General features: G+C 65.8%; 21 protein-coding genes and 1 tRNA gene. All 22 read right to left on the bottom strand.

Going from position 1 to position 23,293, the window contains the following annotated elements:
- Nucleotides 1–83: 83 nt before the first annotated feature.
- The 22 genes from QRN53_RS15980 to QRN53_RS15875 all read right to left on the bottom strand — a co-directional run bounded on the left by QRN53_RS15980 (nt 84) and on the right by QRN53_RS15875 (nt 23,262).
- A complete protein-coding gene (locus QRN53_RS15980) occupies nt 84–1,013 on the bottom strand; it encodes a Bax inhibitor-1/YccA family protein (protein WP_285244820.1) in 930 nt (309 codons plus the stop codon).
- A 151-nt stretch (nt 1,014–1,164) separates the two neighbouring features.
- Nucleotides 1,165–1,878 carry an ABC transporter ATP-binding protein gene (locus QRN53_RS15975; protein WP_285244819.1) on the bottom strand — a complete coding sequence of 238 codons (714 nt, stop codon included), beginning with the start codon at nt 1,876–1,878 and terminating at the stop codon, nt 1,165–1,167.
- Complete coding sequence (locus tag QRN53_RS15970; protein ID WP_502934851.1) at nt 1,865–2,830, bottom strand: ABC transporter ATP-binding protein; 966 nt, start codon at nt 2,828–2,830, stop codon at nt 1,865–1,867. Before QRN53_RS15970 ends, QRN53_RS15975 begins: the two co-directional genes overlap by 14 nt.
- Nucleotides 2,827–4,074 carry a branched-chain amino acid ABC transporter permease gene (locus QRN53_RS15965; protein ID WP_285244818.1) on the bottom strand — a complete coding sequence of 416 codons (1,248 nt, stop codon included), beginning with the start codon at nt 4,072–4,074 and terminating at the stop codon, nt 2,827–2,829. Before QRN53_RS15965 ends, QRN53_RS15970 begins: the two co-directional genes overlap by 4 nt.
- On the bottom strand, nt 4,071–5,078 hold the full coding sequence (locus QRN53_RS15960; protein ID WP_285244817.1) for a branched-chain amino acid ABC transporter permease: 1,008 nt from the start codon (nt 5,076–5,078) through the stop codon (nt 4,071–4,073). The genes QRN53_RS15965 and QRN53_RS15960 overlap by 4 nt, the downstream gene beginning before the upstream one ends.
- Before the next feature lie 170 nt (nt 5,079–5,248).
- Nucleotides 5,249–6,481 carry a branched-chain amino acid ABC transporter substrate-binding protein gene (locus QRN53_RS15955; protein WP_285244816.1) on the bottom strand — a complete coding sequence of 411 codons (1,233 nt, stop codon included), beginning with the start codon at nt 6,479–6,481 and terminating at the stop codon, nt 5,249–5,251.
- A 246-nt stretch (nt 6,482–6,727) separates the two neighbouring features.
- Nucleotides 6,728–6,801 (bottom strand) — tRNA-Leu (locus tag QRN53_RS15950).
- Nucleotides 6,802–6,910: 109 nt separating this feature from the next.
- Nucleotides 6,911–8,371 (bottom strand): NAD(P)/FAD-dependent oxidoreductase, encoded by a 1,461-nt coding sequence (locus QRN53_RS15945; RefSeq protein WP_285244815.1) that lies wholly within the window; start codon nt 8,369–8,371, stop codon nt 6,911–6,913.
- A gap of 34 nt (nt 8,372–8,405) precedes the next feature.
- Nucleotides 8,406–9,809: a S8 family serine peptidase gene (locus tag QRN53_RS15940; RefSeq protein ID WP_285244814.1), complete on the bottom strand. Its 1,404-nt coding sequence runs from the start codon at nt 9,807–9,809 to the stop codon at nt 8,406–8,408.
- Nucleotides 9,810–9,813: 4 nt separating this feature from the next.
- Nucleotides 9,814–10,761: a Ppx/GppA phosphatase family protein gene (locus QRN53_RS15935; RefSeq protein ID WP_285244813.1), complete on the bottom strand. Its 948-nt coding sequence runs from the start codon at nt 10,759–10,761 to the stop codon at nt 9,814–9,816.
- Nucleotides 10,758–11,429: a DUF501 domain-containing protein gene (locus tag QRN53_RS15930; protein WP_285244812.1), complete on the bottom strand. Its 672-nt coding sequence runs from the start codon at nt 11,427–11,429 to the stop codon at nt 10,758–10,760. The genes QRN53_RS15935 and QRN53_RS15930 overlap by 4 nt, the downstream gene beginning before the upstream one ends.
- A gap of 27 nt (nt 11,430–11,456) precedes the next feature.
- Nucleotides 11,457–12,152, bottom strand: coding sequence for an FtsB family cell division protein (locus QRN53_RS15925; protein WP_285244811.1), 696 nt, complete (start codon nt 12,150–12,152; stop codon nt 11,457–11,459).
- A 137-nt stretch (nt 12,153–12,289) separates the two neighbouring features.
- Entirely contained in the window at nt 12,290–13,570 is a 1,281-nt protein-coding gene (gene eno, locus QRN53_RS15920; protein WP_285244810.1) for a phosphopyruvate hydratase, read from the bottom strand.
- A 118-nt stretch (nt 13,571–13,688) separates the two neighbouring features.
- On the bottom strand, nt 13,689–14,261 hold the full coding sequence (locus tag QRN53_RS15915) for a MazG nucleotide pyrophosphohydrolase domain-containing protein (RefSeq protein ID WP_285244843.1): 573 nt from the start codon (nt 14,259–14,261) through the stop codon (nt 13,689–13,691).
- 79 nt (nt 14,262–14,340) lie between these two features.
- The gene (locus QRN53_RS15910) at nt 14,341–15,477 is read right to left on the bottom strand and encodes an adenosine deaminase (protein ID WP_285244809.1); all 1,137 of its coding nucleotides are present in this window, start codon (nt 15,475–15,477) and stop codon (nt 14,341–14,343) included.
- Nucleotides 15,478–15,516: 39 nt separating this feature from the next.
- The gene (locus tag QRN53_RS15905; protein ID WP_285244808.1) at nt 15,517–16,248 is read right to left on the bottom strand and encodes a DedA family protein; all 732 of its coding nucleotides are present in this window, start codon (nt 16,246–16,248) and stop codon (nt 15,517–15,519) included.
- Between the two features lie 134 nt (nt 16,249–16,382).
- Nucleotides 16,383–17,012, bottom strand: a complete 630-nt coding sequence (locus QRN53_RS15900) for a DedA family protein (RefSeq protein ID WP_285244807.1) — start codon at nt 17,010–17,012, stop codon at nt 16,383–16,385.
- Between the two features lie 6 nt (nt 17,013–17,018).
- Nucleotides 17,019–18,341, bottom strand: coding sequence for a thymidine phosphorylase (locus QRN53_RS15895; protein ID WP_285244806.1), 1,323 nt, complete (start codon nt 18,339–18,341; stop codon nt 17,019–17,021).
- Nucleotides 18,338–18,772 (bottom strand): cytidine deaminase, encoded by a 435-nt coding sequence (locus QRN53_RS15890; RefSeq protein WP_285244805.1) that lies wholly within the window; start codon nt 18,770–18,772, stop codon nt 18,338–18,340. The genes QRN53_RS15895 and QRN53_RS15890 overlap by 4 nt, the downstream gene beginning before the upstream one ends.
- Before the next feature lie 5 nt (nt 18,773–18,777).
- Entirely contained in the window at nt 18,778–20,286 is a 1,509-nt protein-coding gene (locus tag QRN53_RS15885; RefSeq protein WP_285244804.1) for an ABC transporter permease, read from the bottom strand.
- Nucleotides 20,283–21,674, bottom strand: a complete 1,392-nt coding sequence (locus tag QRN53_RS15880) for an ABC transporter permease (RefSeq protein WP_285244803.1) — start codon at nt 21,672–21,674, stop codon at nt 20,283–20,285. The genes QRN53_RS15885 and QRN53_RS15880 overlap by 4 nt, the downstream gene beginning before the upstream one ends.
- Nucleotides 21,667–23,262, bottom strand: coding sequence for an ABC transporter ATP-binding protein (locus QRN53_RS15875; RefSeq protein ID WP_285244802.1), 1,596 nt, complete (start codon nt 23,260–23,262; stop codon nt 21,667–21,669). Before QRN53_RS15875 ends, QRN53_RS15880 begins: the two co-directional genes overlap by 8 nt.
- Nucleotides 23,263–23,293 lie beyond the last annotated feature (31 nt).

Below are 23,293 nucleotides of genomic sequence, written 5' to 3'. Positions count from 1 at the left end.
CTCGCATTAAATGACTGTGGGCCCCACCGGTCAGGTGGGGCCCACAGTCATTTAAAGTACGACGGCGGAAGTTGCCGGAGTGCCTAGTCGTCGCCGCGCAGGATGGCCAGCAGGCGGATGATTTCAACGTACAGCCAGACCAGCGTGACCGTGAGGCCGAACGCTGCCGTCCAGGAGAACCGCTGAGGGGCGCCGCTGCGGACTCCGGCCTCGATGCTGGTGAAGTCCATGACCAGCGAGAAGGCGGCGAGGCCGATGGCCAGAAGGCCGATGAAGACGCCCAGCGGGATGCCGAAGATCTCGAAGGAGGTGCGCAGGCCAAACGGGCTCTGCACGGCGCCTGTCCACATCATGACCATGTTGATCAGCGCGAAAACGGCGTAGCCGATCAGGGCGATCATGAAGAAGCGCATGGCCTTGGGCGTGGCGCGGACCTTGCCGCTCTTGAACAACACCAGGGTCACGGCGAAGACGGAGAGCGTGCCGATGACGGCCTGCAGGCCGACGCCGGGGAACATGCCGTCGAGGATGCGGGTCAGGCCGCCGAGGAACAGGCCCTCAAGGGCGGCGTACGCCAGGATCAGGGCCGGGGAAGGCTGCTTCTTGAAGGTGTTGACCATCGCCAGGACGAATCCGCCCAGCGCACCGACCACCATCAGCAGCGATGCCAGGCCCTGCGCCACCACCAGGGTGACTGCGGCGCCGGCAACCACCGCGGCGAGGCAGGCTGCGGTCTTCATGATGACGTCGTCGAACGTCATCCGGCCGGTATCCGCGGGTCCTGCCGACGGCTGGGCGTACATCTGGCGCAGTTGCTCGTCCGTCATTCCCTGCGGCTGCCCGTAGGTGGCCTGGCCGTACGCCTGCTGACCGTAGGCGGGCTGCCCGTACTGCTGCTGACCATATGCGCCCTGGCCGTACTGGGCGCCGTAGGGAGCCTGCGGGACAGGCGGTGCCTGGGTGGCTCCACGGAAATTCTTTCCGTTGAAGATCGGGTTGCCGCCAAGTGCCATTGCGGGGTTCCTCCATGTGGGTTTGGGTGATGAGCTGTTTGTCACGCTACCAATTCCCACGTGGAGGCAGTGGGGAAAGTTCCCCCGGGGCCCGGTTGCAACCGAACCGTGACCGTTGCGGCCGGTTCGGGCACCGGGCCCCGTCCCTCGGCTATCCGACGCCCAGGTAGGCCTCCTTGACGGAGGGATCTTCCAACAGCTCCTTGCCGGTACCGCTGCGGGTGATCTCCCCCGTCTCGAGGACAAAGGCACGGTGCGCCCCGGCCAATGCCTGGTTGGCGTTCTGCTCCACCATCAGGACCGTGGTGCCCTGGTTGTTGATTTCCTTGATGATCTTGAAGATCTGCCGGATGAACTGCGGCGCCAGGCCCATGGACGGTTCGTCCAGCAGCAGCAGCTTCGGGTTGGACATCAGGGCCCGTCCGATGGCCAGCATCTGCTGCTCGCCGCCTGACATTGTTCCGCCGAACTGCTTCTCGCGCTCTTTCAGCCGCGGGAACAGGTCAAAGACGCGGTCCAGGTCCTTGGCTACACCGCTTCTGTCCTTGCGCCCGAAAGTGCCCATATCGAGGTTTTCCATCACCGTCATCCCCGGGAAGATCCCCCGGCCTTCGGGCGCCTGGGAAATCCCGTGCACAACCCGGATGTGCGCCTTCATCTTGGTGATGTCCTGGCCCGCAAAGGTGATTTTTCCCTCGGAGCAGTTCAACAAGCCGGAGATGGTGCGCATGGTGGTGGTCTTGCCGGCACCGTTGGCGCCGATCAGCGCCACCACCTCGCCTTCTTCCACCGTGAAGGAAATGTTCCGCAGCGCCTGGATGCGGCCGTAGTGGACGGAAACGTCCTCAAGTTCAAGCAACGTCATCTTCGGGCTCTCCTAGGTAAGCGGCAACGACCCTCGGGTCTTCGCGGATCTCGCGCGGCAGTCCGTCCGCGATCTTCTTGCCAAACTCCAGCACCACGATCCGGTCGGTCACACCCATCACGAGCTTCATGTCGTGCTCGATCAAGAGCACGGTGTAGCCCTCATCCCTGATGGTGCGGATGAGCGCCATCAGCTCCTCCTTCTCGGCCGGGTTGAAGCCGGCGGCCGGCTCGTCGAGGCAGAGGACCTTGGGATCGGTGGCCAGTGCCCGGGCGATCTCCAGCCGACGCTGGAAGCCGTAGGGCAGCTGGCGGGACAGGACGTGGGCGTGGCTGCTGATGCCCACGAAGTCCAGCAGGGCCATGCCGCGCTCGATGGCCGACTTTTCCTCCCTCGTGTGGGTCGGCAGGCGCAGCAGCGCCCCGCCAACGCTGGTGCGGTGCCGCGCATCCAGGCCCACCACCACGTTCTCAAGGGCGGTCATTTCGCCGAACAGGCGGATGTTCTGGAAAGTGCGTGACAGCCCCAAGCGGGTGATCTTATGCTGCTTGATGCCGTTCAGGACCACGCCCTCGAGCACCACTTTGCCGCTGGTGGGCTTGTAGACACCGGTCATGGCGTTGAAGCATGTGGTCTTCCCGGCGCCGTTGGGACCGATGAGCCCCAGGATCTCGCCCCGCTTGATGTTGAAGCTGATGTTATCCAGCGCCACGAGGCCGCCGAACTTGATGGTGAGGTTCTGGACCTCGACGATGTTGTCGCCGACCGCAACCGCGATGTCGCGGTCGGGCGCCACTTTTTCCGCCAGTTCCTGGTCAACCCCTGCCTCGGCCAGGGCTTCCATGTCCAGTTCCGGCGCAACAGGGGCCGCAGGCGTTTCCTGGGCGGTGTCGTCCTGCACCGACTGCTCCCCTACGCCGCCGGGGCCGCTGAACCTTTCCTCGGAGCTCATGCTTCCGCTCCTCTCTGGCCGGCCGCGTGGGCGCCCGGTCCGGCCGGTGGTTTGTCCGTGTCTTTGGTTTCGGTGGCGTCACGGCTGGTGATCTTGTTCATGGCAGTCCGGCCGTAAGCAAGCAGGCGCTGCCGGGCCGGGAGCAGCCCTTGGGAGCGGAAGATCATGATCAGGACCAGTGCGATGCCGAAGATCAGGTATTTGTACTCGGCAATAGCGGTGAACCGGAGCGGGATGTAGCTGACCAGTGCCCCGCCAAGGATGGCCCCCACCTTGTTGCCCGCGCCGCCCAGGACGACGGCGGCGAGGAACAGGATGGACGTGGTGACATCGAACTTCTGGTTGTTGACGAACCCAACCTGGCCGGCAAACAGGGCACCGGACAGGCCGCCGACGGCAGCACCGATAGCGAAGGCCCACACCTTGTATTTGAAGGTGGGGACACCCATGATCTCCGCGGCATCCTCATCCTCGCGGATGGCAATCCACGCCCGGCCCACCCGGCTTCGTTCCAGGTTGCCCACCAGCAGGGTGACGATGATGATGATGGTCAGGGTCAGCCAGTACCAGGGAACGCCGTTTGAGTTGGAGAAAATCGGGGTTCCGTCGGCCCCGTCACCGGGCGGGTGGCCGACGTTCTGGAAGCCCACCTGGCCCTTCATGGCCGGGATGATCGTGGCCAGGATGCGGATGATTTCCCCGAAGCCGAGCGTCACGATGGCGAGATAGTCGCCCCGAAGCCGGAGCGTGGGCACACCCAACATGACGCCAAAGAACATGGTGACCGCCATGGCCACAGGAAGCGTCCACAGATACGGGATGTGCAGGTAGGGCGAATCCGGGCTTGTCAGCATGGCGGCAACGTACGAACCCACCGCGAAGAAGGCCACGTATCCCAGGTCCAGCAGGCCGGCGTACCCCACCACGATATTGAGTCCGACTGCGATCAGCGCAAAGCGTGCCATATCGAAGCAGGCCAGGGCGAAGTTGTTGCCGGGTTCGGTGGTGATGATCGGCGGGTTGAGCAGCGGGAGCAGGTAGGCCAGGACAACCACGATGACCAGGAAGGCCCACTGCTGCTGACGCGACAGGGCGTGCCAACGATCGGAGAAGTACCCGGACTTGCGTTTGCCCTGCTGCCTGAGGGCGCTTCGGCCCGGTGCTTTCGGCGAGGCTTCGCGGTCCTCTGCAGCCTGTTCGGCGGCAGCAGTCCGCAGCGGCGTGGGGCCATCCGTCATGCTCATGCTTTGCTCCTTCCAAGGGAGGTGCCCAGGATGCCTTCGGGCCGCAGCAGCAGCACGAGCACCAGCACCACGAATGCCACGACGTCGGTCCACTGCGAGTTGCCCAGCAGGATCTGGCCGTAGTTGCCGATCAGGCCGAGCAGCAGGCCGCCCAGCAGGGCACCGCGGACGTTGCCGATGCCGCCGAGCACCGCGGCCGCGAAGGCCTTGATGCCCAGGACAAACCCACCGCTGTATTGGACACCGGACGGGATCTTCATGACGTAGAACAAAGCAGCGGCTCCAGCGAGCAGGCCTCCGATGACGAAGGTGGTAATAATAATGCGCTCTTTGTTGACGCCCATCAATGTGGCGGTGTCGGGGTCCTGGGCAACCGCACGGATGCCGCGGCCTGTGCGCGACTTGCTGATGAACCTGTCAATGCCCACCATCATGATGACGGCAGCGATGATGATCACCAGCTGCTGGGAATCCACGATGGTACCGAAGACGTCGAAAATGGGCGTGGGCCGGAACATGGTCAGTGCCAGCTCAGGGCTGGGACCGCGCCACAGGTAGATCAGGTACTGGATGGTGAAGGAAGCACCGATTGCGGTGATCAGGAAGACCAGGCGTGGTGCGTTCCGTTGCCGCAGGGGTTTATAGGCGATCCGTTCCAGCAGGAAGGCTGTGACCGCCGAGGCGAGCATGGCGAGGACCAGTGCCAGCAGCAGGTTCAGGATAATCGCCCAGATATCGAGGCGGGGAGCCGAGGGGCCGAAGCCAAGGCTGCTGAGGGTGAAGAAAACTGCGTAGCAGCCAACAATGAACACTTCCGAGTGGGCGAAGTTGATCAGGTTCAGAACGCCGTAAACGAGCGTGTAGCCGAGCGCAACGAGCGCGTAGATGGCACCGAATGTCAGGCCATCGAAGGTGGCACTCCAGAAGTTCTGGATCAGGGACGGTATGTCGAACGTGATCCAGTCATTTTCGGTGGGGAGCAGTGGGACGAGAGAGGGAAGCATGGGAACATCCTGATCCAGTTGCACGCGGCTTTGTGGGCCCGGCCGTGGGACGTGTGTCTATTGACGTTGCTTGTCGATTGACGTTGCTTGGTCCTGGGCTGCTGCCAAGCGAAGAAAAGGCTGTGGGGGCCCATAAGTGCTGGCCCCCACAGCCTTTTCCCGCCGGGCTGCTACTCCCCGATGGGGCCGATCGGTACGATCTTGCCGTTGTCAACCTTGTAGCCGTAAACAGTCGGTGCCTGGAGCTCGCCCTTGGCATCCCACTTGTAGTGCTTGCTCAGGCCGTCCTTGTCATAGGACTTGACCCAGGACAGCAGGTCCGCGCGGCTCTGCTTGCCCGCGTCGATGCCGGACAGGAGTACCGTTGCGGCGTCGTAGCCTTCGATCGAGTACGTGCCGGGTTCGGCGCCCTTGGAGACGTCCTTGTACGCCGTAGCGAAATCGGTGATCAGTTCACCCGGGATGCAGGGGCAGGTGAAGTACGCGTTGTTCGAAGCGTCGCCTGCCTGCTTGATGAACTGGTCATCCTTCACACCGTCAGGGCCCACGAACGTTCCGTTGAAGCCCTTGGAGACCAGCTGCTGGTCGAACGGTGCTCCCTCGGCGTAGTAGCCGGCGTAGAAGACCGCGTCCGCCTTGGCGTTCATGATCTTGGAAATCACGGCCGAGAAGTCCTTCTGGCCGGTGGTCACCTTCTCAGTGCCGGCCAGGGCACTGCCAAGTCCGGCCGAGGTGGAGGTTCCCAGGCCGATGCCGTAGTCCGAGTCATCCTGGACCAGGTAGACCTTCTTGGCACCGATCTTTCCGGTGAGGAACTTGGCTGCAGCGGGGCCCTGGACGGCGTCGTTGCCGAGGCCGCGGAAGAAGGTGGTCCAGCCGTTTTCGGTCAGGGTGGGGTTGGTGGCCGACGGGGTGATGTGGACCAGGCCCTTCTGCTCGAAGATGTTGCCGGTTGCCTTGGATTCACCCGAGAACGGCAGGCCCACGACACCCAGGATGTCGGGCTCGCTCACCATCTGGGTGACCGGGCCGGTGGCCTTGTTGGGGTCACCTTCGGTATCGAACTTCTTGAACTGGACCTGGCAGCCGGGGTTGGCCTTGTTGTGCTGGTCGATTGCCAGCTGGATGCCGTTGAAGATGTTGACGCCGAGCTGGGCGTTCGGGCCGGTCTGTGCGCCGGCGTAGGCCAGCGTTGTGGTGGCCGGGCAGGTTGCCTTGCCGTCGCCGGCCGGCTTGACCGCTCCGGAAGGAACATCCACCTTGGAAATGGAGGGGATGTTCACTTTGCTGGAGGAGCCGGAGCTTTCGGTGGTGCCGGGGCCCGCCTGGTTGGCGCAGGCCGACAGCAGCATGCTGAATGTGGCTGCTGCTGCCAACGAGGTGAGGACTTTCTTTCGGTACATTTGTCTGCCTTCCGAAACAGGGCCATGCGATGCGCGTGCGGTTCAATGGGACGCTGCGGCGCCCGAAAATGGGACCAGGTATTCCTGATTTAGGTTCAAGCTAGTGCATGGAGGGCAGTGAATCTAAGTGACTGAGGTCACAGCCTTATAACAGTCGTTGCCTATGCGGAAGTAAATGGCGAAAGCCGCCTGCGCGTGCAGGCGGCTTTCGGTCGCAGGGGCGTCAGTCCCCGCGAATGGCAGTTGTACCCCAGGTGGGACTCGAACCCACAACACGCGGATTTTAAGTCCGCTGCCTCTGCCAATTGGGCTACTGGGGCGCCGGGTCAATCGTACCTGCCGGCGACGCGTTGCCGGGAAACGCCGACGGCGGCCGTCCCCTTGCCGGGGACAGCCGCCGTCGGACGCGCTGAAGCGGTTGTGGACGCCCTACTTGGCGTTGGCCGCCACCGTTTCCTTGGGAGCGGGCGTGGCCGTGGAGCCGGCGGCCGGAACGGCTGCGGGCGCCGCCGCAGGCTTGGGAGCCGGGGTGGCGGCCGCGACGAAGGCGCCGCGCGGGTTGTCCAGGTCCAGCAACTGCGTGGTGTCGCGGCCGGCGAAGAAGCTGATGATCCAGTTCAGGATGACGCGGAACTTGCGTTCGACAGTGGGCATGGCCATGCCGTGGTAACCGCGGTGTGCCAGCCAGGCGAGACCGCCCTTGAGACCGATCCGGCCCAGGAGATTGATGTTGGCAACACCCTTCCATTCGCCGAAGCCGGCCACAGCACCGAGGTTCTTGTGCTTGTAGTCCCCCAGCGGCTTTTCCCAGCGCGATGCCCAGAGGTTCTTGGCGAGGCGCTTGGCCTGGCGGAGGGCGTGCTGGGCGTTCGGGACGCAGGTGCCGTCCGGGAGGCCCTTGCCGGTGAGGTCCGGAACAGCGGCGATGTCGCCGGCGGCCCAGGCGTTCTCGACAATGCCTTCGTCGCCGGCGATGCGCAGGTCCGGCAGGACGCGGACGCGGCCGCGCGGCTCAAGCGGGAAGTCGGTGGAACGGACCATGGGGTTCGCCTGCACACCTGCAGTCCAGACGAGGGTGTCGGCTTCGAATTCCTGTGCGGGGGTCTTGTCCGGCAGGTTGATGAGCTTCAGGCTGCCCTCGGCGCTGTCCAGCGACGTGTTCAGCAGGACCTCGATCCCACGGCTGCGGAGGTGCTCCACCACCCAGTCGGCCTGCTTGGCGGTGACCTCGGGCATGATGCGGCCCATGGCTTCAACCAGGACGAAGCGGACTTCCTCCTGCTTGACGCGCGGGTTGTTGCGCACGGCGGCGCGGGCGAGGTCTTCCATTTCGGTGATGCACTCGATGCCCGCGAAGCCGCCGCCGACCACCACGAAGGTGAGGGCCTTGGCGCGTGCAGCCGGGTCCGTCATGGTGGAGGCAACTTCGATGCGCTCCAGCAGCTTGTTGCGCAGGGCAACGGCTTCTTCGATGGTCTTCAGGCCGATGCCCTTGTCCGCAAGGCCCTTGATGGGGAACGTGCGGGTGATCGCGCCGGCTGCCAGGACGACGTCGAAGTAGGGAACCTCAAAGTTCTCGCCGCCGTCAGAGGGTGCCACCACAGCCGTCCGGTTGACGTGGTCGATCGAGGTGACGCGGCCCTGGATAAGTTCGGTCTGCTTGAGGTGCTGGCGGTGGGACACCACCGCGTGCCGGGCTTCGATGTTGCCGCCGGCCACCTCGGGAAGGAAGGGCTGGTAAGTCATGTAGGGCAGGGGATCAACGACAGTGACGATGCCACCGGCATTCGCGATCTTCTTCTGCAGTTTCAGTGCTACGTAGAGGCCGACGTACCCGCCGCCGACGACGAGTACCCTGGGACGGTCCTGGAGCTGTGGGGTGGTTGCCATAGTTTAAGGATAGCGCAGTTTGTGAAAATCTTCACTAACTTGGTCGCTGGTCCGTAACGTGGGATTCCCGGGGCATTTTGACCCTCTCCACCACCCCGGTATCGGGGTCTTCCCGGGCCAGGGCCGGGTTGCGGTAGGCCCTCCTGAGTTGGAAGGCGGCCGCCGCGATGATTGCCAGGAAGAGGACGGCAAAGCCAATCACGACGGCGGCGCCGATGGCACTGTCGCGCTGGGAGGGAGCCTTGGCGGCAGGGACGGTTGCCTCCGGCAGCGTTGGTGCCGCGCTGGGCACCGGGGTGGCGGAGGGAACCGGTGTTGCCGGTGCTGCGTTGCCGCGCCGGTGGACCCGGATCCATTCTGCGATGGTGCCCAACGGGTTCACCGACACTTCCGGGACATCGGCCTTCAGCGCCGCCTCCGCGTTGAGGATGCCGTAGCCGTACAGGGGGTCCTTGCCGGGCGCCCCTGCATCCTTCGCTGTTGAGATAATCCTGTTGATAACCTGCTCGGCACTCATGTCCGGCCACTTGGACCGGATCAGGGCGGCCACTCCGGCAACGATGGGCGTGGAACCGGACGTTCCGGCCCACTCCGCGTAGCTCCCACCGGGCAGTCCGCCCACCAGGTTCTCCGCCGGCGCCGCCACACCGATGCTGATCCCCTGCGAGGAAGCGTCCACGCTGGCCGTGTTCTTCCGGTCCAGGCCAGCCACAGTGAGGACTCCCGGGATGGTTGCGGGGGCGCCCACCTGGGTATTGCCGCCCACCCGGTTGCCGGCGGCGGCCACGATGACCACGTCTTTTTGTTCGGCGTACAGGAATGCCGCGTCCCAACTTTGGGGCCACTGGGGTGTTGTGCTGCCGAGCGAAATGTTGATCACCTTGGCGCCGTTGTCCACTGCCCAGCGGACGGCTTCGGGAATCTGGTCCTGGTCGCTCTTGCCGGAGGGGTTCGGCGAACCCAACCAGGTGGAAACGGAAAGGAGTTGCGCTTCCGGCGCAACGCCTATGATGCCGTCCGGCGGCGTGGCCGCGGGGCTGGGGCTGGGTGAGGCACTGGCCGGCTGGTGCCCGCGGCCTGCCAGCATGGTGGCCACCAGCGTGCCGTGTTCAGGCTTGGAGCCGACGCTTTTCTGGCCGTCCGGCTGGCCTGAGCCGGACGCGTCATACCCGCCGGTGACTGCACCTTTGAGGTCGGGGTGCTGGGCGTCAATTCCGCTGTCGATGACGGCTACCTTGACGCCGGCGCCCTTGGATACCTCCCAGGCCTTGGTGATGCCGGAGTCTGCCAGCCAGTACTCTTTGTCGCGCCAATCGTCGGCCGTGGCTGCGGGGGCGGTAAAGAGGCCGGCGCAGACGCAGCACGCTGCCAGCAGGACAGCAATGAGGGCCGCGGCGGCCCGGCGCGCGGGCTGGGTCGGAGCTGGGGTGGGCTGCATGGGACTAGCCGATGCTCAGGGCGATGCCGTCAAGGATGTCGTGCTCGCTCGCGGTGGCGGAGGTGATCCTGCCGCCGGTCAGCGTGCCCATCCGTTCCAGGATGCGGCGCCACACCAGTCCCCCGGCGCCGATGACGTCCACCCGTCCCGGGTGCATGTACGGCAGGGCAGCGCGGTCTGCCCGGGTCATGGCGAGCAGGTCGCCGGCGGCGGCCCTGACGTCCTCGATGGGCAGCTCAGCGCCGTGGATGGCGTCCGGCGAGTATTCGGGAAGTCGGAGGGCGTGCGCCGTGATGGTGGTGACGGACCCGGCAACGCCGACGACGGCGGTGGCGCGTTCCAGGGGCACATCACGGCCGGCGCTGGCCAGGGCTGCGTCCACGTCAGCTTCTGCGTCAGCGATTTGTTCGGCAGTGGGCGGATCGTTGCGCAGGTGCCGTTCGGTGAGGCGAACACAGCCGATGTCCACGGATTTGCCGGCTGTGACCCCCGAGGCGGTACCGAGGACAAATTCGGTGCTTCCGCCGCCGAGGTCCACCACGAGTACTTCATGGCCGTCGAGGATGGGCAGCACGCTGCTGGCTCCGGCGAAGGACAGTGCAGCTTCCTCGTCGCCGGAAATGACCTCCGGTTCGACGCCCAACAGTTCCCGGATTCCGTCCACGAAGACGTCCCGGTTGCGTGCGTCGCGGCTTGCCGACGTCGCCACGAACCGGGTCCGCTCCGCACCGTGTTTACGGATCAGGCGGGCATAATCGGCGGCTGCCGCAAAAGTGCGTTCCAGCGCTTCGGGAGCGAGTTCGCCGGTGGCGTCCACCCCTTGGCCCAGCCGGACAACGCGCATTTCCCGGACGACGTCGGCCAAGGCCGCACCGCCGTTGCTGCGGTCGATGTCCGCGATCAGGAGCCGGATGGAGTTGGTGCCGCAGTCGATGGCGGCGACGCGCGTCATTCCGCCACCCCGGCGTCGCGGGCAGGCTTTCGCACAGGGGCGGGGCGGCCGACGATGTCCGGCAGGCCTTGGGGGCCGTGGCGGCTGAGGTCCCGGGACGGCGCTTCCCCGGTGGTGTCCCAGGCGCCGTCGCAGTAGCACCTGTCCGCCGTCCACCACTCGCTGATCATTCCAAGGGCCTGGTCCCCCAGCGGGTTAACGCCCGGACCGGACGCCAGGGAGTGGCCCACCAGGACGTGCAGGCACTTGACGCGGGTGGGCATCCCGCCGGCGGAGACGCCGGCGATTTCCGGTACCGGGCCGATGCCGGAACGCTCGCCGATCGCATTCCGGGCGGCGAGGTATTCTTCGTGGGCCGAGGCGTAGGCCGCGGCCAGTCCGGGGTCCCCCGCGAGCTGGTCATTCATCTCATTCATGACGCCTGCGGCTTCCAGCCTGGAAACCGCGGAGGTGATCACCGGGTGCGTCAGGTAGAAAGTGGTGGGGAACGGGGTTCCGTTGCTGAGCCGGGGAGCGGTGGCGGCGACGAGCGGGTTGCCGCAGACGCACCGCGCCGGAATTTCCACGACGTCGCGGACAGGACGTCCCAGCTGCCTGCTCAGTACGTCAAGGTCGTGTGCTGTCGGTTGGCGGGATTCGTCCCGGGCGGCTGCCGTGCTGTGTTCCATTGTCGCGGGCCGTCCTTCCTGTGCGGTTCAGTCTGTGGCCGCGCGCCTGATGGACTCCCACAGGGAATCCACCCACGGCAGATCGGCGGGGTCTTGTGCTGTTGCGCCGGCGGGGCTACTGCTTTCTCCGGCCGGCTCATCGCTGCCAAAAACCCAGTAGCCGGTTTCGCCCGGCATAACCATGTTAATGCGGTCGCGGGCCTGCTGCTTGACGTAGTTGGGGTCCTGCCACCTCGACACCTGCTGCCGGAGGGCGTCTCCCTCGGCCTGACGGGCGGCGATATCGGCATTCAGCGAGTCGATTTCGGCCTTTTTGTCGAAGAAGATCTTCACGGTGGGCGCCAGCATGATGGTGATGGCCACCATCACCACGGCCAGGGCGAGCATGCGGCCGGAGAAGGCCTTCGCGGGGACGGGGTGCTGGTCCTCTTCGGGGGTTCGGTCGGCGTCCACGGGGCTGCCGCCCTTGCGTCCGGCAGCCGGTTTGGGCTTGCTCCCCTCCCCGGCTTTCCCGGCCTTGGTCCGCTCCGCAGGACCGCGCCCGTGGTTCTGTCCGGACGGCGCAGCGTCCGGGGAAGCTGCGCTGCCCTTCGACGCCGGGCCCTTGGCCGGGCGGAAATCCGCCCGGATTACCTCGGCACCGCCGGAGGAACCGTCGTCGTCCGTATCCTTTGCCGGACGGGCGGGGGCGACCTTGGGAACTTTGGGGCGGCGGGTAGCCATGACACTCCTGAAACGCAGCCTCCCTGGGCCGCCACTATCTGTGCTGGACAAACACTGCTGGGACCATTGCTGCGGAAAACAACAGCGGTGGCTATGGTCTTCCAACCATAGCCACCGCCGAGGGGTTTAGCCGGTTACTAGCCCTTGAAACGCGGGAAAGCGCTGCGGCCGGCGTAGCGTGCGGCGTCGTCGAGTTCCTCTTCGATGCGCAGCAGCTGGTTGTACTTGGCAACGCGCTCGGAGCGGGCAGGTGCGCCGGTCTTGATCTGGCCGGCGTTGGTGGCCACCGCGATGTCGGCGATGGTGGTGTCCTCGGTCTCGCCGGAGCGGTGCGAGGTGATGGTGGTGTAGCCGGCACGCTGGGCCAGGCTGACGGCGTCCAGGGTCTCGGTCAGGGAACCGATCTGGTTGACCTTGACCAGCAGGGAGTTGGCGGTCTTGGTGTCGATGCCGCGCTGCAGGATGGACGGGTTGGTGACGAAGAGGTCATCGCCCACCAGCTGGACCTTGTCGCCGATGGTGTCGGTGAGGGTCTTCCAGCCTTCCCAGTCGTTCTCGTCCAGCGGGTCCTCGATGGAAACCAGCGGGTAGTCGGCAACGAGCTCTGCGTAGTAGGCGCTCATCTCGCTGGCAGAAAGGGCTTTGCCTTCGAACTGGTAGGCGCCGTCCTTGAAGAACTCGGAGGATGCGACGTCCAGTGCCAGGGCGATGTCCTTGCCCGGAGTGTAGCCGGCGTTCTTGATGGCTTCCTGGATCAGGTCAAGCGCAGCGCGGTTGGACGGCAGGTTCGGGGCGAAGCCGCCCTCGTCGCCGAGGCCGGTGGACAGGCCCTTCTGCTGCAGCACGGACTTGAGGTTGTGGTAGACCTCAACGCCCCAGCGCAGGCCCTCGGAGAAGGTTTCGGCGCCGATGGGGACGATCATGAATTCCTGGATGTCGACATCGGAGTCGGCGTGGGATCCACCGTTGAGGATGTTCATCAGCGGCACGGGCAGGACGTGGGCGTTCGGACCGCCCAGGTACTTGTAGAGCGGCAGGTCAGCGGACGCAGCAGCAGCGTTGGCGACAGCCAGGGAGACGCCCAGGATGGCGTTGGCGCCCAGCTTGCCCTTGTTGGGGGTGCCGTCCAGGTCCAGCATGGCCTGGTCGATGCTGCGCTGGTCCGTGGCGTCGAAGCCGGTCAGGGCGGGGGCGATCTGGTCGATCACGGCGTCTACGGCCTTCTGCACGCCCTTGCCGAGGTAGCGTCCCTTGTCGCCGTCGCGCAGTTCAACGGCTTCGTGCTCACCGGTGGAGGCACCGGAGGGAACTGCGGCGCGGCCGATCTGGCCGTCCGACAGCAGGACTTCAACTTCAACGGTGGGGTTGCCGCGGGAATCAAGGATCTCGCGTGCGTGGATGGCATCGATAAGCGCCATGAATTTGCTCCTTATGGGCGATTAACGGGGGGAATCAGGCAGAAAACTCGACGTACTCGTCAGGGACCAGCCTAGTCGAGAGTGCTCCGGGTTACTCAAACCGGTCAAGGTCCGGACGTCATGATGCCGCTTGGTCCCTGTGGTAGCGGCGTACTGCGGTACGGAGGGCACGCTCGGCGTCCATGCCGCGGTCCCGGGCGGACCGCACGACGGCGAGCAGCAGGGTTCCAAGTTCTTCCTCGTTTTCGGGGACGGGCGCCCCGGAGGGGAGAGCGAGGCCGGCGCGTGCTGAGCGGTCCAGCGATTTTTGCGCCTTGGCCAGCGCCGGGAGCTCCTGCGGAATCCCCTCAAAAGGGTCCTGCCGTTCCGGTTTTTCGGCACGTTTGACGGCGTCCCATTTTTGCTCGATCTCCACCACCGTGGCGGGGAAGGTGTCCTGCAGGGAACCGTCGGGCCGGAAGACGTGCGGGTTCCGGCGGACCATTTTGGCAGTCAAGCCCTGCGCGACGTCGTCGAACGTGAACGCTCCGCGTTCCTCGGCGAGGCGGGCGTGCAGCACCACTTGGAGCAGCACGTCACCGAGCTCGCCCCGGAGTTCGGCGTCGGGGTGGCCCTCCTCGATGGTCTCCGCAACCTCGTAGGCCTCCTCCAGGAGGTATTCCACCAGCGAGGCGTGCGTCAGTGCACCCATCCACGGGCAATGCTCGCGCAGCTGCGCAATCGTCGCCAGCAGCTCCGCGGTGGCGGAGCTGCCGGCAGGAGGATGCTGGTCAGCCAAGGTTGGCGTAGGCGTCGTTGATGTACTCCACCAGTGCTTCCTTTTCCTCCAGGGGCAAGAAGGATGCCTCGGCGGCGTTCAAGGTCAGTTCCAGCAAGTCGTCGAGGTCGTAGTCGAACGTCTCCACCAGCAGGTTGAACTCGTCGGTCAGGGTGACGCCGCTCATCAGGCGGTTGTCGGTGTTGATGGTGACGTTGAAGCCCAGCTGGTAGAGCATGTCCAGCGGGTGGCTCTCGATGCCCTCGCCAAATCCTGCGATGGCCCCGGTCTGCAGGTTGGAGGACGGGCAGATTTCCAGGGCGATGCCACGGTCGCGGACCCAGCTGGAGAGGTCGCCCAGGGTGACCAGGCCAACGGTGTCGCCGGCCTCGTCGTCGTCGTCAAATTCCACCATGATGTCCTCGGCGATCCGGACGCCGTGTCCCAGGCGGAGGGCCCGGCCGTCCACCAGCGCGGACTGGATGCTTTCCAGCCCCGCAGCCTCGCCGGCATGCACGGTGGCGGGGAAGTTGTGCTGGGCCAGGTAAGTGAAGGCGTCCTTGAAACGGCTGGGCAGGAAGCCGTCCTCAGCACCCGCGATGTCAAAGCCCACTGCGCCCTGGTTGCGGTGGCGCACGGCGAGTTCGGCAATCTCTTGGCCGCGATCGGCGTGCCGCATGGCGGTGATCAGCTGGCCCACCTGGATCTCGCGGCCGGTCTCCGACACGGCTTCGACGCCCGCTTCCAGGCCGTCCTGGACCGCTTCGACGGCTTCATCCAGGCTGAGCCCCTTCTGCAGGTGCTGCTCGGGTGCCCAGCGGACCTCGCCGTACACCACGCCGTCATCCGCCAGGTCTTCGACGAACTCCTTGGCCACGCGGAACAGTCCGTCATAGGTCTGCATGACGGCTACCGTGTGGTCGAAGGTTTCCAGGTAGCGGACCAGCGATCCGGAGTCGGCGGATTCGCGGAACCACTCCCCCAGGGCGACCGGGTCCGTCGAAGGGAGGGTGTGCCCCACGGCTTCGGCCAGTTCGATGATGGTGGCCGGACGGAGTCCCCCGTCCAAATGGTCGTGAAGGGAGACCTTGGGCAGGCTCTTCAGGTCGAAATCAATGGCAGGGGCAGCGTCAAGAATGGGCTCAGTCACGTTCCCACCTTAGGGTGGGGCGGGGTTCAAAGCCAGCCGCTACTTGGCTGCCGGACCCGCATCCGCTGATGGCACCGTGAGGGGCCGGGTGCCGGGCCGCGCTTCCTGGCCGGAGGGGGTTTCGGCCCATCCGTCCGCCCCGGCTTCGTCCTCGGACTCATCGTGCCGTCCCAGCCGTTTGTGCCACCAGCGCAAGGCGTGGTCGATGACGACGCCCAGGACAATCGCGAACACGACGGCGATGCCGGCGCTCAGGAGCGGGTTGTGGTGCAGCCAAGGGAACGAGCTGGCCAGAAGCCCGATGCCCAGGGAGTAGCCGACCCACGTCAAACAGGCAAAGGCATCGAAGACGAAGAACCTGCGGTGCGAGAACCCGGTACTGCCGGCCACATAGTTGACGGCCACCCGGCCCCAGGGGATGTAGCGGGCGGTGAAGATGAGGACGGCTCCGCGCTTCTCAAGCTCGTAGCGGGCCCAGGCGAAGACCTTGCGGACTTTGGGCCGCCGCATCCACGCCCACCGGTCCAGTCCGATCTTCCGCCCGAGTATGTAGGCCATGTTGTCGCCACAGATCGCGCCGATCAGGGCCGTCAGGCCAAGGATCCAGAGGTTGGGTTCGCCGCTGTGCCGCGAGAAAGCCGCCAAGGCCACGATGAGGGTCTCACTGGGGACCACCATGGCGAAGCCGTCCACGAAGAAGAACACCAGCAGCACAGGGTAGATCCACCACTGGCCCGCTGCATGGAGCACGGCCTCATTAATAAACTCCACGCGGTGTTGCTCCTGTAAAAAAATGGCACAGCCGAAGCGCCGCAGCCAAAGCGGAAATCGTTCCTAAGTGTCCCATGCCGGGGACGCAGTCCGCTACGCCCCGGGGCCCGGAATTATCCCGTTAAACGCAGGGCTCAGGTCCCGGGTTCCCGGATCCGTTCCACCACGTTGGGTTTCCCCCGCAATCTGTTGATGACCAGGTCCACCACGATGCCCAGGGCGACGGCACAAACGATGGCAATCGCAGCGCCCAGGACGTGGTTGTTCTCGAACCATTGGCCGAAAAACAGCCCGATCGTTACGGAGTATCCGGCCCACAGGCTGGCCGAGAGGATGGTCAGGCCAACGAACCGCAGATGCGCATAGTGCGTCACGCCAGCGGTCAGGTTGACCGCCACCCGGCCGATCGGAACGAACCGGGCCACCAGGATCAGGGACGCCGGCCGCTTGCGCAGTTCCCGGCCTGCCCACCGGAAAGCGGCCTGCATCCGCGGTCCGCGCATCCAGGACCAGCGGGTGGTACCCACCCGCCGGCCCAGGAGGTAGGCAATGTTGTCGCCCACGAAGGCGCCCGCGGCGGCCACCCCCGCCAGGAGCAGTGGGTTGGGTACATCCGCGGTGGCGGCGACGGCGGCGAGGCCCACCACCACGGATTCGCTGGGCACGGGCGGGAAGAAGCCGTCAATGATGCAGCACACCAGCACCAGGACCAGCACCCAGGGCTGTCCGGCGGCGGCGAGGATGAAATCGTTGATGGCCTGCATTGGTCCCTATGCTATGCGGTCGATGATCAGCTGCTGGGCAGGCCGCGAACCATCCGGAGCGATGACCACTGCGTGTTCGAGTGCTTCCCGGGCACGGGCCAAGCGGTCCGGCGTATCGGTGAGCAAGGTCATCAGGGGCTCCCCGGCCCGGACGGTGGCGCCCGGTTTGGCGTGCATCCGTACCCCGGCACCTGCCTGGACGGCATCCTCCTTGCGGGCACGGCCGGCCCCCAGCCGCCAGGCGGCCACCCCGACAGCGAGGGCGTCGAGTTCCACCAGAACCCCGTCGGCGGGGGCATAGACGACGTCGGATTCCCTGGCCACGGGCAGGGCGGCATGGGGATCGCCTCCCTGGGCGGAGATCATCCGGTTCCAGACGTCCATGGCGCGGCCGTCCTTGAGCGCGGCGGCGGGGTCGGCGTCGTGCACTCCGGCAGCGGCGAGCATCTCTTCGGCGAGCCGGACGGTCAACTCAACCACGTCTTCCGGGCCTCCGCCGGCGAGGACCTCCACGGACTCCTCCACTTCGATCGCGTTGCCCGCCGTGAGGCCCAGCGGCGTGTTCATATTGGTCAGCAGCGCCACCGTGTTGACGCCGGCATCCTTGCCCAGGGCAACCATGGTCTCGGCCAGTTCCCGGGCCCGGGCCTCATCCTTCATGAACGCTCCGCTGCCCACCTTGACGTCCAGGACCAGCGAGCCGGTACCCTCGGCGATCTTCTTGCTCATGATGGACGAGGCGATGAGCGGGATGGCTTCCACCGTGCCGGTCACGTCACGCAGGGCATAAAGCTTCTTGTCCGCCGGGGCCAGGCCCGCACCGGCCGCGCAGATGACCGCCCCAACGTCCTGGAGCTGGGCCAGGATCTCGCCGTTGGTCAGGTTTGCCCGCCAACCGGGAATCGACTCGAGCTTGTCCAGGGTGCCGCCCGTGTGGCCCAGGCCGCGGCCGGAAAGCTGCGGGACGGCCACGCCGAACACTGCCACGAGGGGGGCCAGCGGCAAGGTGATCTTGTCCCCCACCCCGCCGGTGGAGTGCTTGTCAGTGGTGTACTTCAGGCCACCGTCGGGACGCCGGAGGCTGGAGAAGTCCATTCGCTCCCCGGACGCAATCATGGCCGCGGTCCAGCGGGCAATTTCCGCCCGGTCCATGCCGTTGAGCAGGATGGCCATGTTCAGGGCGGCCATCTGTTCGTCGGCAATGGCCCCCCGCGTATACGCGTCAATGGTCCAGTCGATCTGTTCGGGGCTCAGGGTGCCTTTGTCCCGCTTGATGCGGATGATGTCCACGGCATCGAATGCCTCGGGGTTGCTGGTGGTTTGGGTCACCGGGTCTCCTCCAGATGTTGGGGACCAAATGCGTCTGGCAGCACCTGGTCCATCGTCCTGATGCCTTGGGTGGTCATGAGCTCCATGTCCGGGGCCCGGAATTCGTAAAGCAGCTGCCGGCAGCGGCCGCACGGCATCAGGACCGTGCCGTCGGCGTCGACGCAGTAGAAGGCGCGCAACGTGCCGCCGCCGGTCATGTGCAGGTTCCCCACCAAGGCGCACTCGGCGCACAGGGTGAGCCCGTAGCTGGCGTTCTCCACGTTGCAGCCACTGACGATCCGGCCGTCCGTGGTGAGGGCGGCCGCCCCCACCTTGAATTTGGAATACGGCGCGTAAGCGTTTTTCATGGCAGCGATGGCGGCAGCTTCCAGGGCGGCCCAATCGACCGCGGCGCTGAGGTCCACGGGCTCGACGTCGGGGGTTCCGGTCATGCCCGTCACCCCTTGACGTACGGTATGCCGTCGGCCGCGGGCGGCCGGGACCGGCCCACCAGTCCTGCCACGGCGATGACGGTCAGGGCATAGGGCAGCATCGCCATGAACTGGCTGGGCACCGGTGAACCGATGATGGTGATGATGCTCTGCAGGTTGTCGGCGAACCCGAACAGCAAGGCGGCGAGGAAGGCCCCAATGGGATTCCACCGGCCGAAGATCATGGCGGCCAGGGCGATGTAGCCGCGGCCGCCGGACATGTCCTTGCTGAACGCATCCACGGATACCAGGGTGAAGAACGAGCCGCCGATCCCGGCGATCGCGCCTCCCATCAGGACGTTGATGAAGCGGGTCCGGTTGACGTTGATGCCAACGGTGTCCGCCGCCTGCGGGTGTTCGCCGACGGCGCGCACGCGCAGGCCCCATTTGGTGTGGAACAGCCCGACATAGACCACGATCACGGCGATGTACATCAGGTAGCCCACCAGGGACTGGCGGAAGAGGATCGGTCCGATGATCGGAATGTCGGCCAGGAACGGGATGTCCACCGCCTGCAGCCGGCCGGGCTTGTTGAGGTGTTCCGGGTCCGCCGTGAGCAGGGTGGAGAACAGGAAGCTGGTGAGGCCGCTGATCAGGACGTTCAGCACCACGCCGACGATGATCTGGTTGACCAGGTACTTGATGCTCACCACGGCCAGGACCAGGGAAACGAGTGCACCGGCAACGGCCGCCGAGATGAGCCCCACATAGACATTCCCGGTCACGGTTGCGACGACGGCGGCGGAGAACGCACCGAGCAGCAACTGGCCTTCGATGGCGATGTTGACCACGCCGGCCCGTTCGCAGAGCACGCCGGACAGTGAGCCGAACACCAGGGGTACGGCGAGCGTTACCGCACCGGCCATCAGGCCGCCAAGGGAGATGGAGGGTTCGGGGTCGCGGCCGCCGGCGACGATCCAGATCATGAATCCGACCAGGAAGACCACGGCGAAGAGGCCGCCCAGCCACCCGGGGGTACGCCGCCGCTGCACGGTCAGGAAGCAGGCGTACCCTGCCAGGGCGAGCAGCAGGACCGAGCAGGTCCAGCCCAGTGCCATTGAGGGCACGGTGATCTTTTCCACCCTGGCGACGCCCAGGGCGGCCAGTCCCAGGACCACAACCGCAGCGATGGTGGTCGCGGGAATCCAGCGGTCCACTCCCCTCCCCTCGCGCCGGTGGCTGATCCAGCGGTATCCGACGTACGCTGTGGCCGCCAGCGCCACGGCCAGCGTGATCCACGCTGCGGTGGAGGAGGCGTTCGGATCCCGGGCTTCGGCGATCCGGAACCCGGCAGATTTCGTGTTGGCCAGGAACCCGAACAACACGGTGCCCAGGATGGCAAGCAGGCCCAGGCCGACGCCGGCCTTCCAGCTCACCAGCCCCGTCGTGCCGGCTTGTCCTCCGGCGCGGTCAGCCCTGGTTGCCTTTCCGGCGTCCGGCTGTTTGCTGGCGGGAGATTGTGTGGTGGCGCTCATGCTGCCGCTCCGCTCTTTACGCCGCCGGTACGCGCACCTGCGGTCCCACTCGTGGTGGTCTTCTTCTTACGGGGGTTGAGTCCGAATATCGCACGGACCAGCGGCGGTGCTGCGATGAACAGCACGATCAGGGACTGGATGACGAGCACGATGTCGATGGGCGTCTGTGTCTGGGCCTGCATTGCCACGCCGCCGGCACGGAAGGCGCCGAACAGCAGACCTGCGAAGAAGGTTCCCCACGGCGTGGAGCGTCCCAGCAGTGCGACGGTGATGGCATCAAAACCGATGGAGGCTGCCACACCGCCGGAGAGGTATTTCTCCGTGCCCGATACCTGGGCCACGCCGGCCAGGCCGGCCAGCGCGCCGGCGATCGCCATCACCAGGATGGTGCTGCGGGCAACGTTGATGCCTGCGGTGCGGGCTGCGCTGGGGTTGGCTCCAACGGCGCGGAACTCAAAACCTATGGTGGACCGGTTCAGCAGCCACCAGACGAAGGCGGTGGCCGCTATCGCGACCAGGAAGCCCGCGTGCAGGCGGAACTGCGGACCGAGCAGTTCGGGGAACAGCGCGGTGGAGTCCAGGAACGGGGAGATCGGGTTGGTGGAACCCTTGCGCTGGAAAGCAGGGGTGGTGAGCAGGAACAGCAGCAGGAAGTTGGCGATGTAGTTCAGCATGATGGTCACGATTACCTCGTGCGCCCCGGTCCGGGCCTTCAGAAGGCCAACGACGCCGCCCCAGACCGCACCGCCGACCAGTCCGGCCAGGATGACGACCAGCAGGTGCAGGCCAATCGGCAGGTGCCAGGCGAAGCCGACGTAGGCGCCGAAGAGCGCGCCGAAAATGATCTGCCCTTGGGCACCGATGTTGAAAAGGCCCGCGCGGAACGCCAGCGCCACGCCAAGCCCGGCGCAGATCAGCGGGGTTGCCACGGTGAGGGTCTCGGTGATCGGGTACAGCTGGGCGGCCAGGTCGGCGCCGGCCCAGTTGAAGATGGACCCCTGCACGAGGGCGGTGTAGGGCCGGATGACCTCGGTCAGGAGGTCTCCGGGCTGGGCGAAGAAGTAGCCGGCGGTGACGGCGACCTTGGGGTTGGTCACTGCCATCAGGATCCCGCCAAGCACGATGGCCAGCAGCACGGAGAGGAACGAGACCATGGCGTTTCCGGTGAAGATCTGATGCAGCACCGAGCCTTCGCCGTCCTTGTCGCGGCTGGGCAGCTGGGTGGCCGCCGGAACGGCGGACGGCGGCATCTGTCCGCCGGCCGTGTCCAGTGCGACGTCGGAGGCGACGGCCTCCGAGGAGGTGCCGCCTGGCACCTGGGTCGGGGCAGGCCCGGGGGCGCTGTCATGGCCTGTGGCCTGCGGGTCCGGGGTTGTCTGCTCAGACATGGGATTCTCCTTCGTGGCCGACAGGCTCCGATACCGTCGCGGGGGTCGTGGCGCCGGAAGCATGGGCGGAGGCGTTGGCTTCGGCTTCTGCGGCCGGCACACCGGCCATCATCAGGCCCAGGACGTCGCGGGACGTGCCGGCGGGTACGATTCCCACCAGCCGGCCGCGGTAGAGCACCGCGATCCGGTCTGCCAGCTGCAGTACTTCGTCAAGTTCCGTGGACACGATCATGACGGGCGTTCCGTGGTCGCGTTCGGCGATGACGCGCTTGTGGACGAATTCGATCGAGCCGACGTCGAGCCCGCGCGTGGGCTGCGAGGCGATGAACAGGCGCAACGGACGCGACAGCTCACGGGCCAGGACGACCTTCTGCTGGTTGCCACCGGAGAGGGTGCCCACCGCAGCGGACACGGAAGGCGTGCGGACATCGAATTCCTCGACCTTCCTGGCGGCGTTCTCCGCGATGACGCCCGGCTTCATGCCTACGCCGCTGGCGAAGGGTGCCTTGTCGTAAAGGTCCAGGATCATGTTCTCGGAGATGGTAAACGTGCCTACCAGGCCGTCCAGGGTGCGGTCCTCGGGGACGAAGCCGACGCCTGCACCGAGGACATGCTTGACGCTCTTGCCCAGCAGTTCCTCTCCGCCGAGCGTGATGGACCCGGCCACGTGCGGCTGCACGCCAAGGATCGCCTCGGTCAGCTCCGTCTGGCCGTTGCCTTGCACCCCGGCGATGGCGAGCACTTGGCCCTTGGCGATGTCGAACGACAGGTCATCGACCACGTGCTGGCCATTGTGGTCGGTCACGGTCAGGTTGCGGACCTTGAAGGTCACCTCACCGGTGTTGGCGGGCGCCTTGTCCAGTGTCAGGCTCACGGAGCGCCCCACCATGGCGGACGCCAGTTCGGTGGGAGATGCTGAGGGGTCCGCCTGTCCCACCACCTTGCCGCGGCGGATGACCGTGATGGTGTCCGAGATGGCTTTGACTTCGCGCAGTTTGTGGGAGATGAAGACGATCGACTTACCGTCGCGTTTCAGCTGCCGGATGATCTCAAGGAGCTCATCGGTCTCCTGCGGCGTCAATACGGCAGTGGGTTCGTCGAGGATCAGCACCTCGGCGTCGCGAACGAGTGCCTTGATGATCTCCACCCGCTGCTGGACGCCTACGGGCAGGTCCTCCACCATGGCGTCGGGATCGACGTCGAACCCGTATTGGTCGGAGATGCGGCGGATCTTCTCGCGCGTGGCTTCCAGGTTGAGCAGGCCGGCGGCTTTGGTGGTCTCGTTGCCCAGCGCCACGTTCTCGGCCACGCTGAAGACCGGGATGAGCATGAAGTGCTGGTGGACCATTCCGATGCCGGCCGCCATGGCCTCGCCGGGGTCTTTGAAGACGACCGGCTTGCCGTCGACCAGGATTTCGCCTTCGGTCGGATCGTACAGGCCGTAGAGCACGTTCATCAGGGTGGATTTCCCTGCGCCGTTCTCTCCCAGGAGGCAGTGCACCTGCCCCGGTTCGACGACCAAATCGATGTGGTCATTGGCTACCAGGGATCCGAATCGTTTCGTGATCCCCTTCAGTTCGAGTTTCAAAACCCCAACCAATCTGTGTGTGTATGGATCT

The sequence above is a fragment of the Pseudarthrobacter sp. fls2-241-R2A-127 genome (genome assembly GCF_030209355.1).
Taxonomy (GTDB): domain Bacteria; phylum Actinomycetota; class Actinomycetes; order Actinomycetales; family Micrococcaceae; genus Arthrobacter.
Note: the sequence above shows the minus strand (reverse complement) of the source record. Positions and strands in the feature narration are given on the sequence as shown.

Bases quoted from the DNA above. Each gene is read 5' to 3' on its own strand.
- QRN53_RS15965 (WP_285244818.1), bottom strand. From the start codon at position 4,074: ATGAGCATGACGGATGGCCCCACGCCGCTGCGGACTGCTGCCGCCGAA.
- QRN53_RS15955 (WP_285244816.1), bottom strand. From the start codon at position 6,481: ATGTACCGAAAGAAAGTCCTCACCTCGTTGGCAGCAGCAGCCACATTC.
- eno (WP_285244810.1), bottom strand. From the start codon at position 13,570: ATGGCGCTTATCGATGCCATCCACGCACGCGAGATCCTTGATTCCCGC.
- QRN53_RS15940 (WP_285244814.1), bottom strand. From the start codon at position 9,809: ATGCAGCCCACCCCAGCTCCGACCCAGCCCGCGCGCCGGGCCGCCGCG.
- QRN53_RS15890 (WP_285244805.1), bottom strand. From the start codon at position 18,772: ATGACCGGAACCCCCGACGTCGAGCCCGTGGACCTCAGCGCCGCGGTC.
- QRN53_RS15885 (WP_285244804.1), bottom strand. From the start codon at position 20,286: ATGAGCGCCACCACACAATCTCCCGCCAGCAAACAGCCGGACGCCGGA.
- QRN53_RS15970 (WP_502934851.1), bottom strand. From the start codon at position 2,830: ATGAGCTCCGAGGAAAGGTTCAGCGGCCCCGGCGGCGTAGGGGAGCAG.
- QRN53_RS15900 (WP_285244807.1), bottom strand. From the start codon at position 17,012: ATGCAGGCCATCAACGATTTCATCCTCGCCGCCGCCGGACAGCCCTGG.
- QRN53_RS15975 (WP_285244819.1), bottom strand. From the start codon at position 1,878: ATGACGTTGCTTGAACTTGAGGACGTTTCCGTCCACTACGGCCGCATC.
- QRN53_RS15925 (WP_285244811.1), bottom strand. From the start codon at position 12,152: ATGGCTACCCGCCGCCCCAAAGTTCCCAAGGTCGCCCCCGCCCGTCCG.
- QRN53_RS15960 (WP_285244817.1), bottom strand. From the start codon at position 5,078: ATGCTTCCCTCTCTCGTCCCACTGCTCCCCACCGAAAATGACTGGATC.
- QRN53_RS15915 (WP_285244843.1), bottom strand. From the start codon at position 14,261: ATGGGTGCACTGACGCACGCCTCGCTGGTGGAATACCTCCTGGAGGAG.
- QRN53_RS15930 (WP_285244812.1), bottom strand. From the start codon at position 11,429: ATGGAACACAGCACGGCAGCCGCCCGGGACGAATCCCGCCAACCGACA.
- QRN53_RS15945 (WP_285244815.1), bottom strand. From the start codon at position 8,371: ATGGCAACCACCCCACAGCTCCAGGACCGTCCCAGGGTACTCGTCGTC.
- QRN53_RS15880 (WP_285244803.1), bottom strand. From the start codon at position 21,674: ATGTCTGAGCAGACAACCCCGGACCCGCAGGCCACAGGCCATGACAGC.
- QRN53_RS15935 (WP_285244813.1), bottom strand. From the start codon at position 10,761: ATGACGCGCGTCGCCGCCATCGACTGCGGCACCAACTCCATCCGGCTC.
- QRN53_RS15980 (WP_285244820.1), bottom strand. From the start codon at position 1,013: ATGGCACTTGGCGGCAACCCGATCTTCAACGGAAAGAATTTCCGTGGA.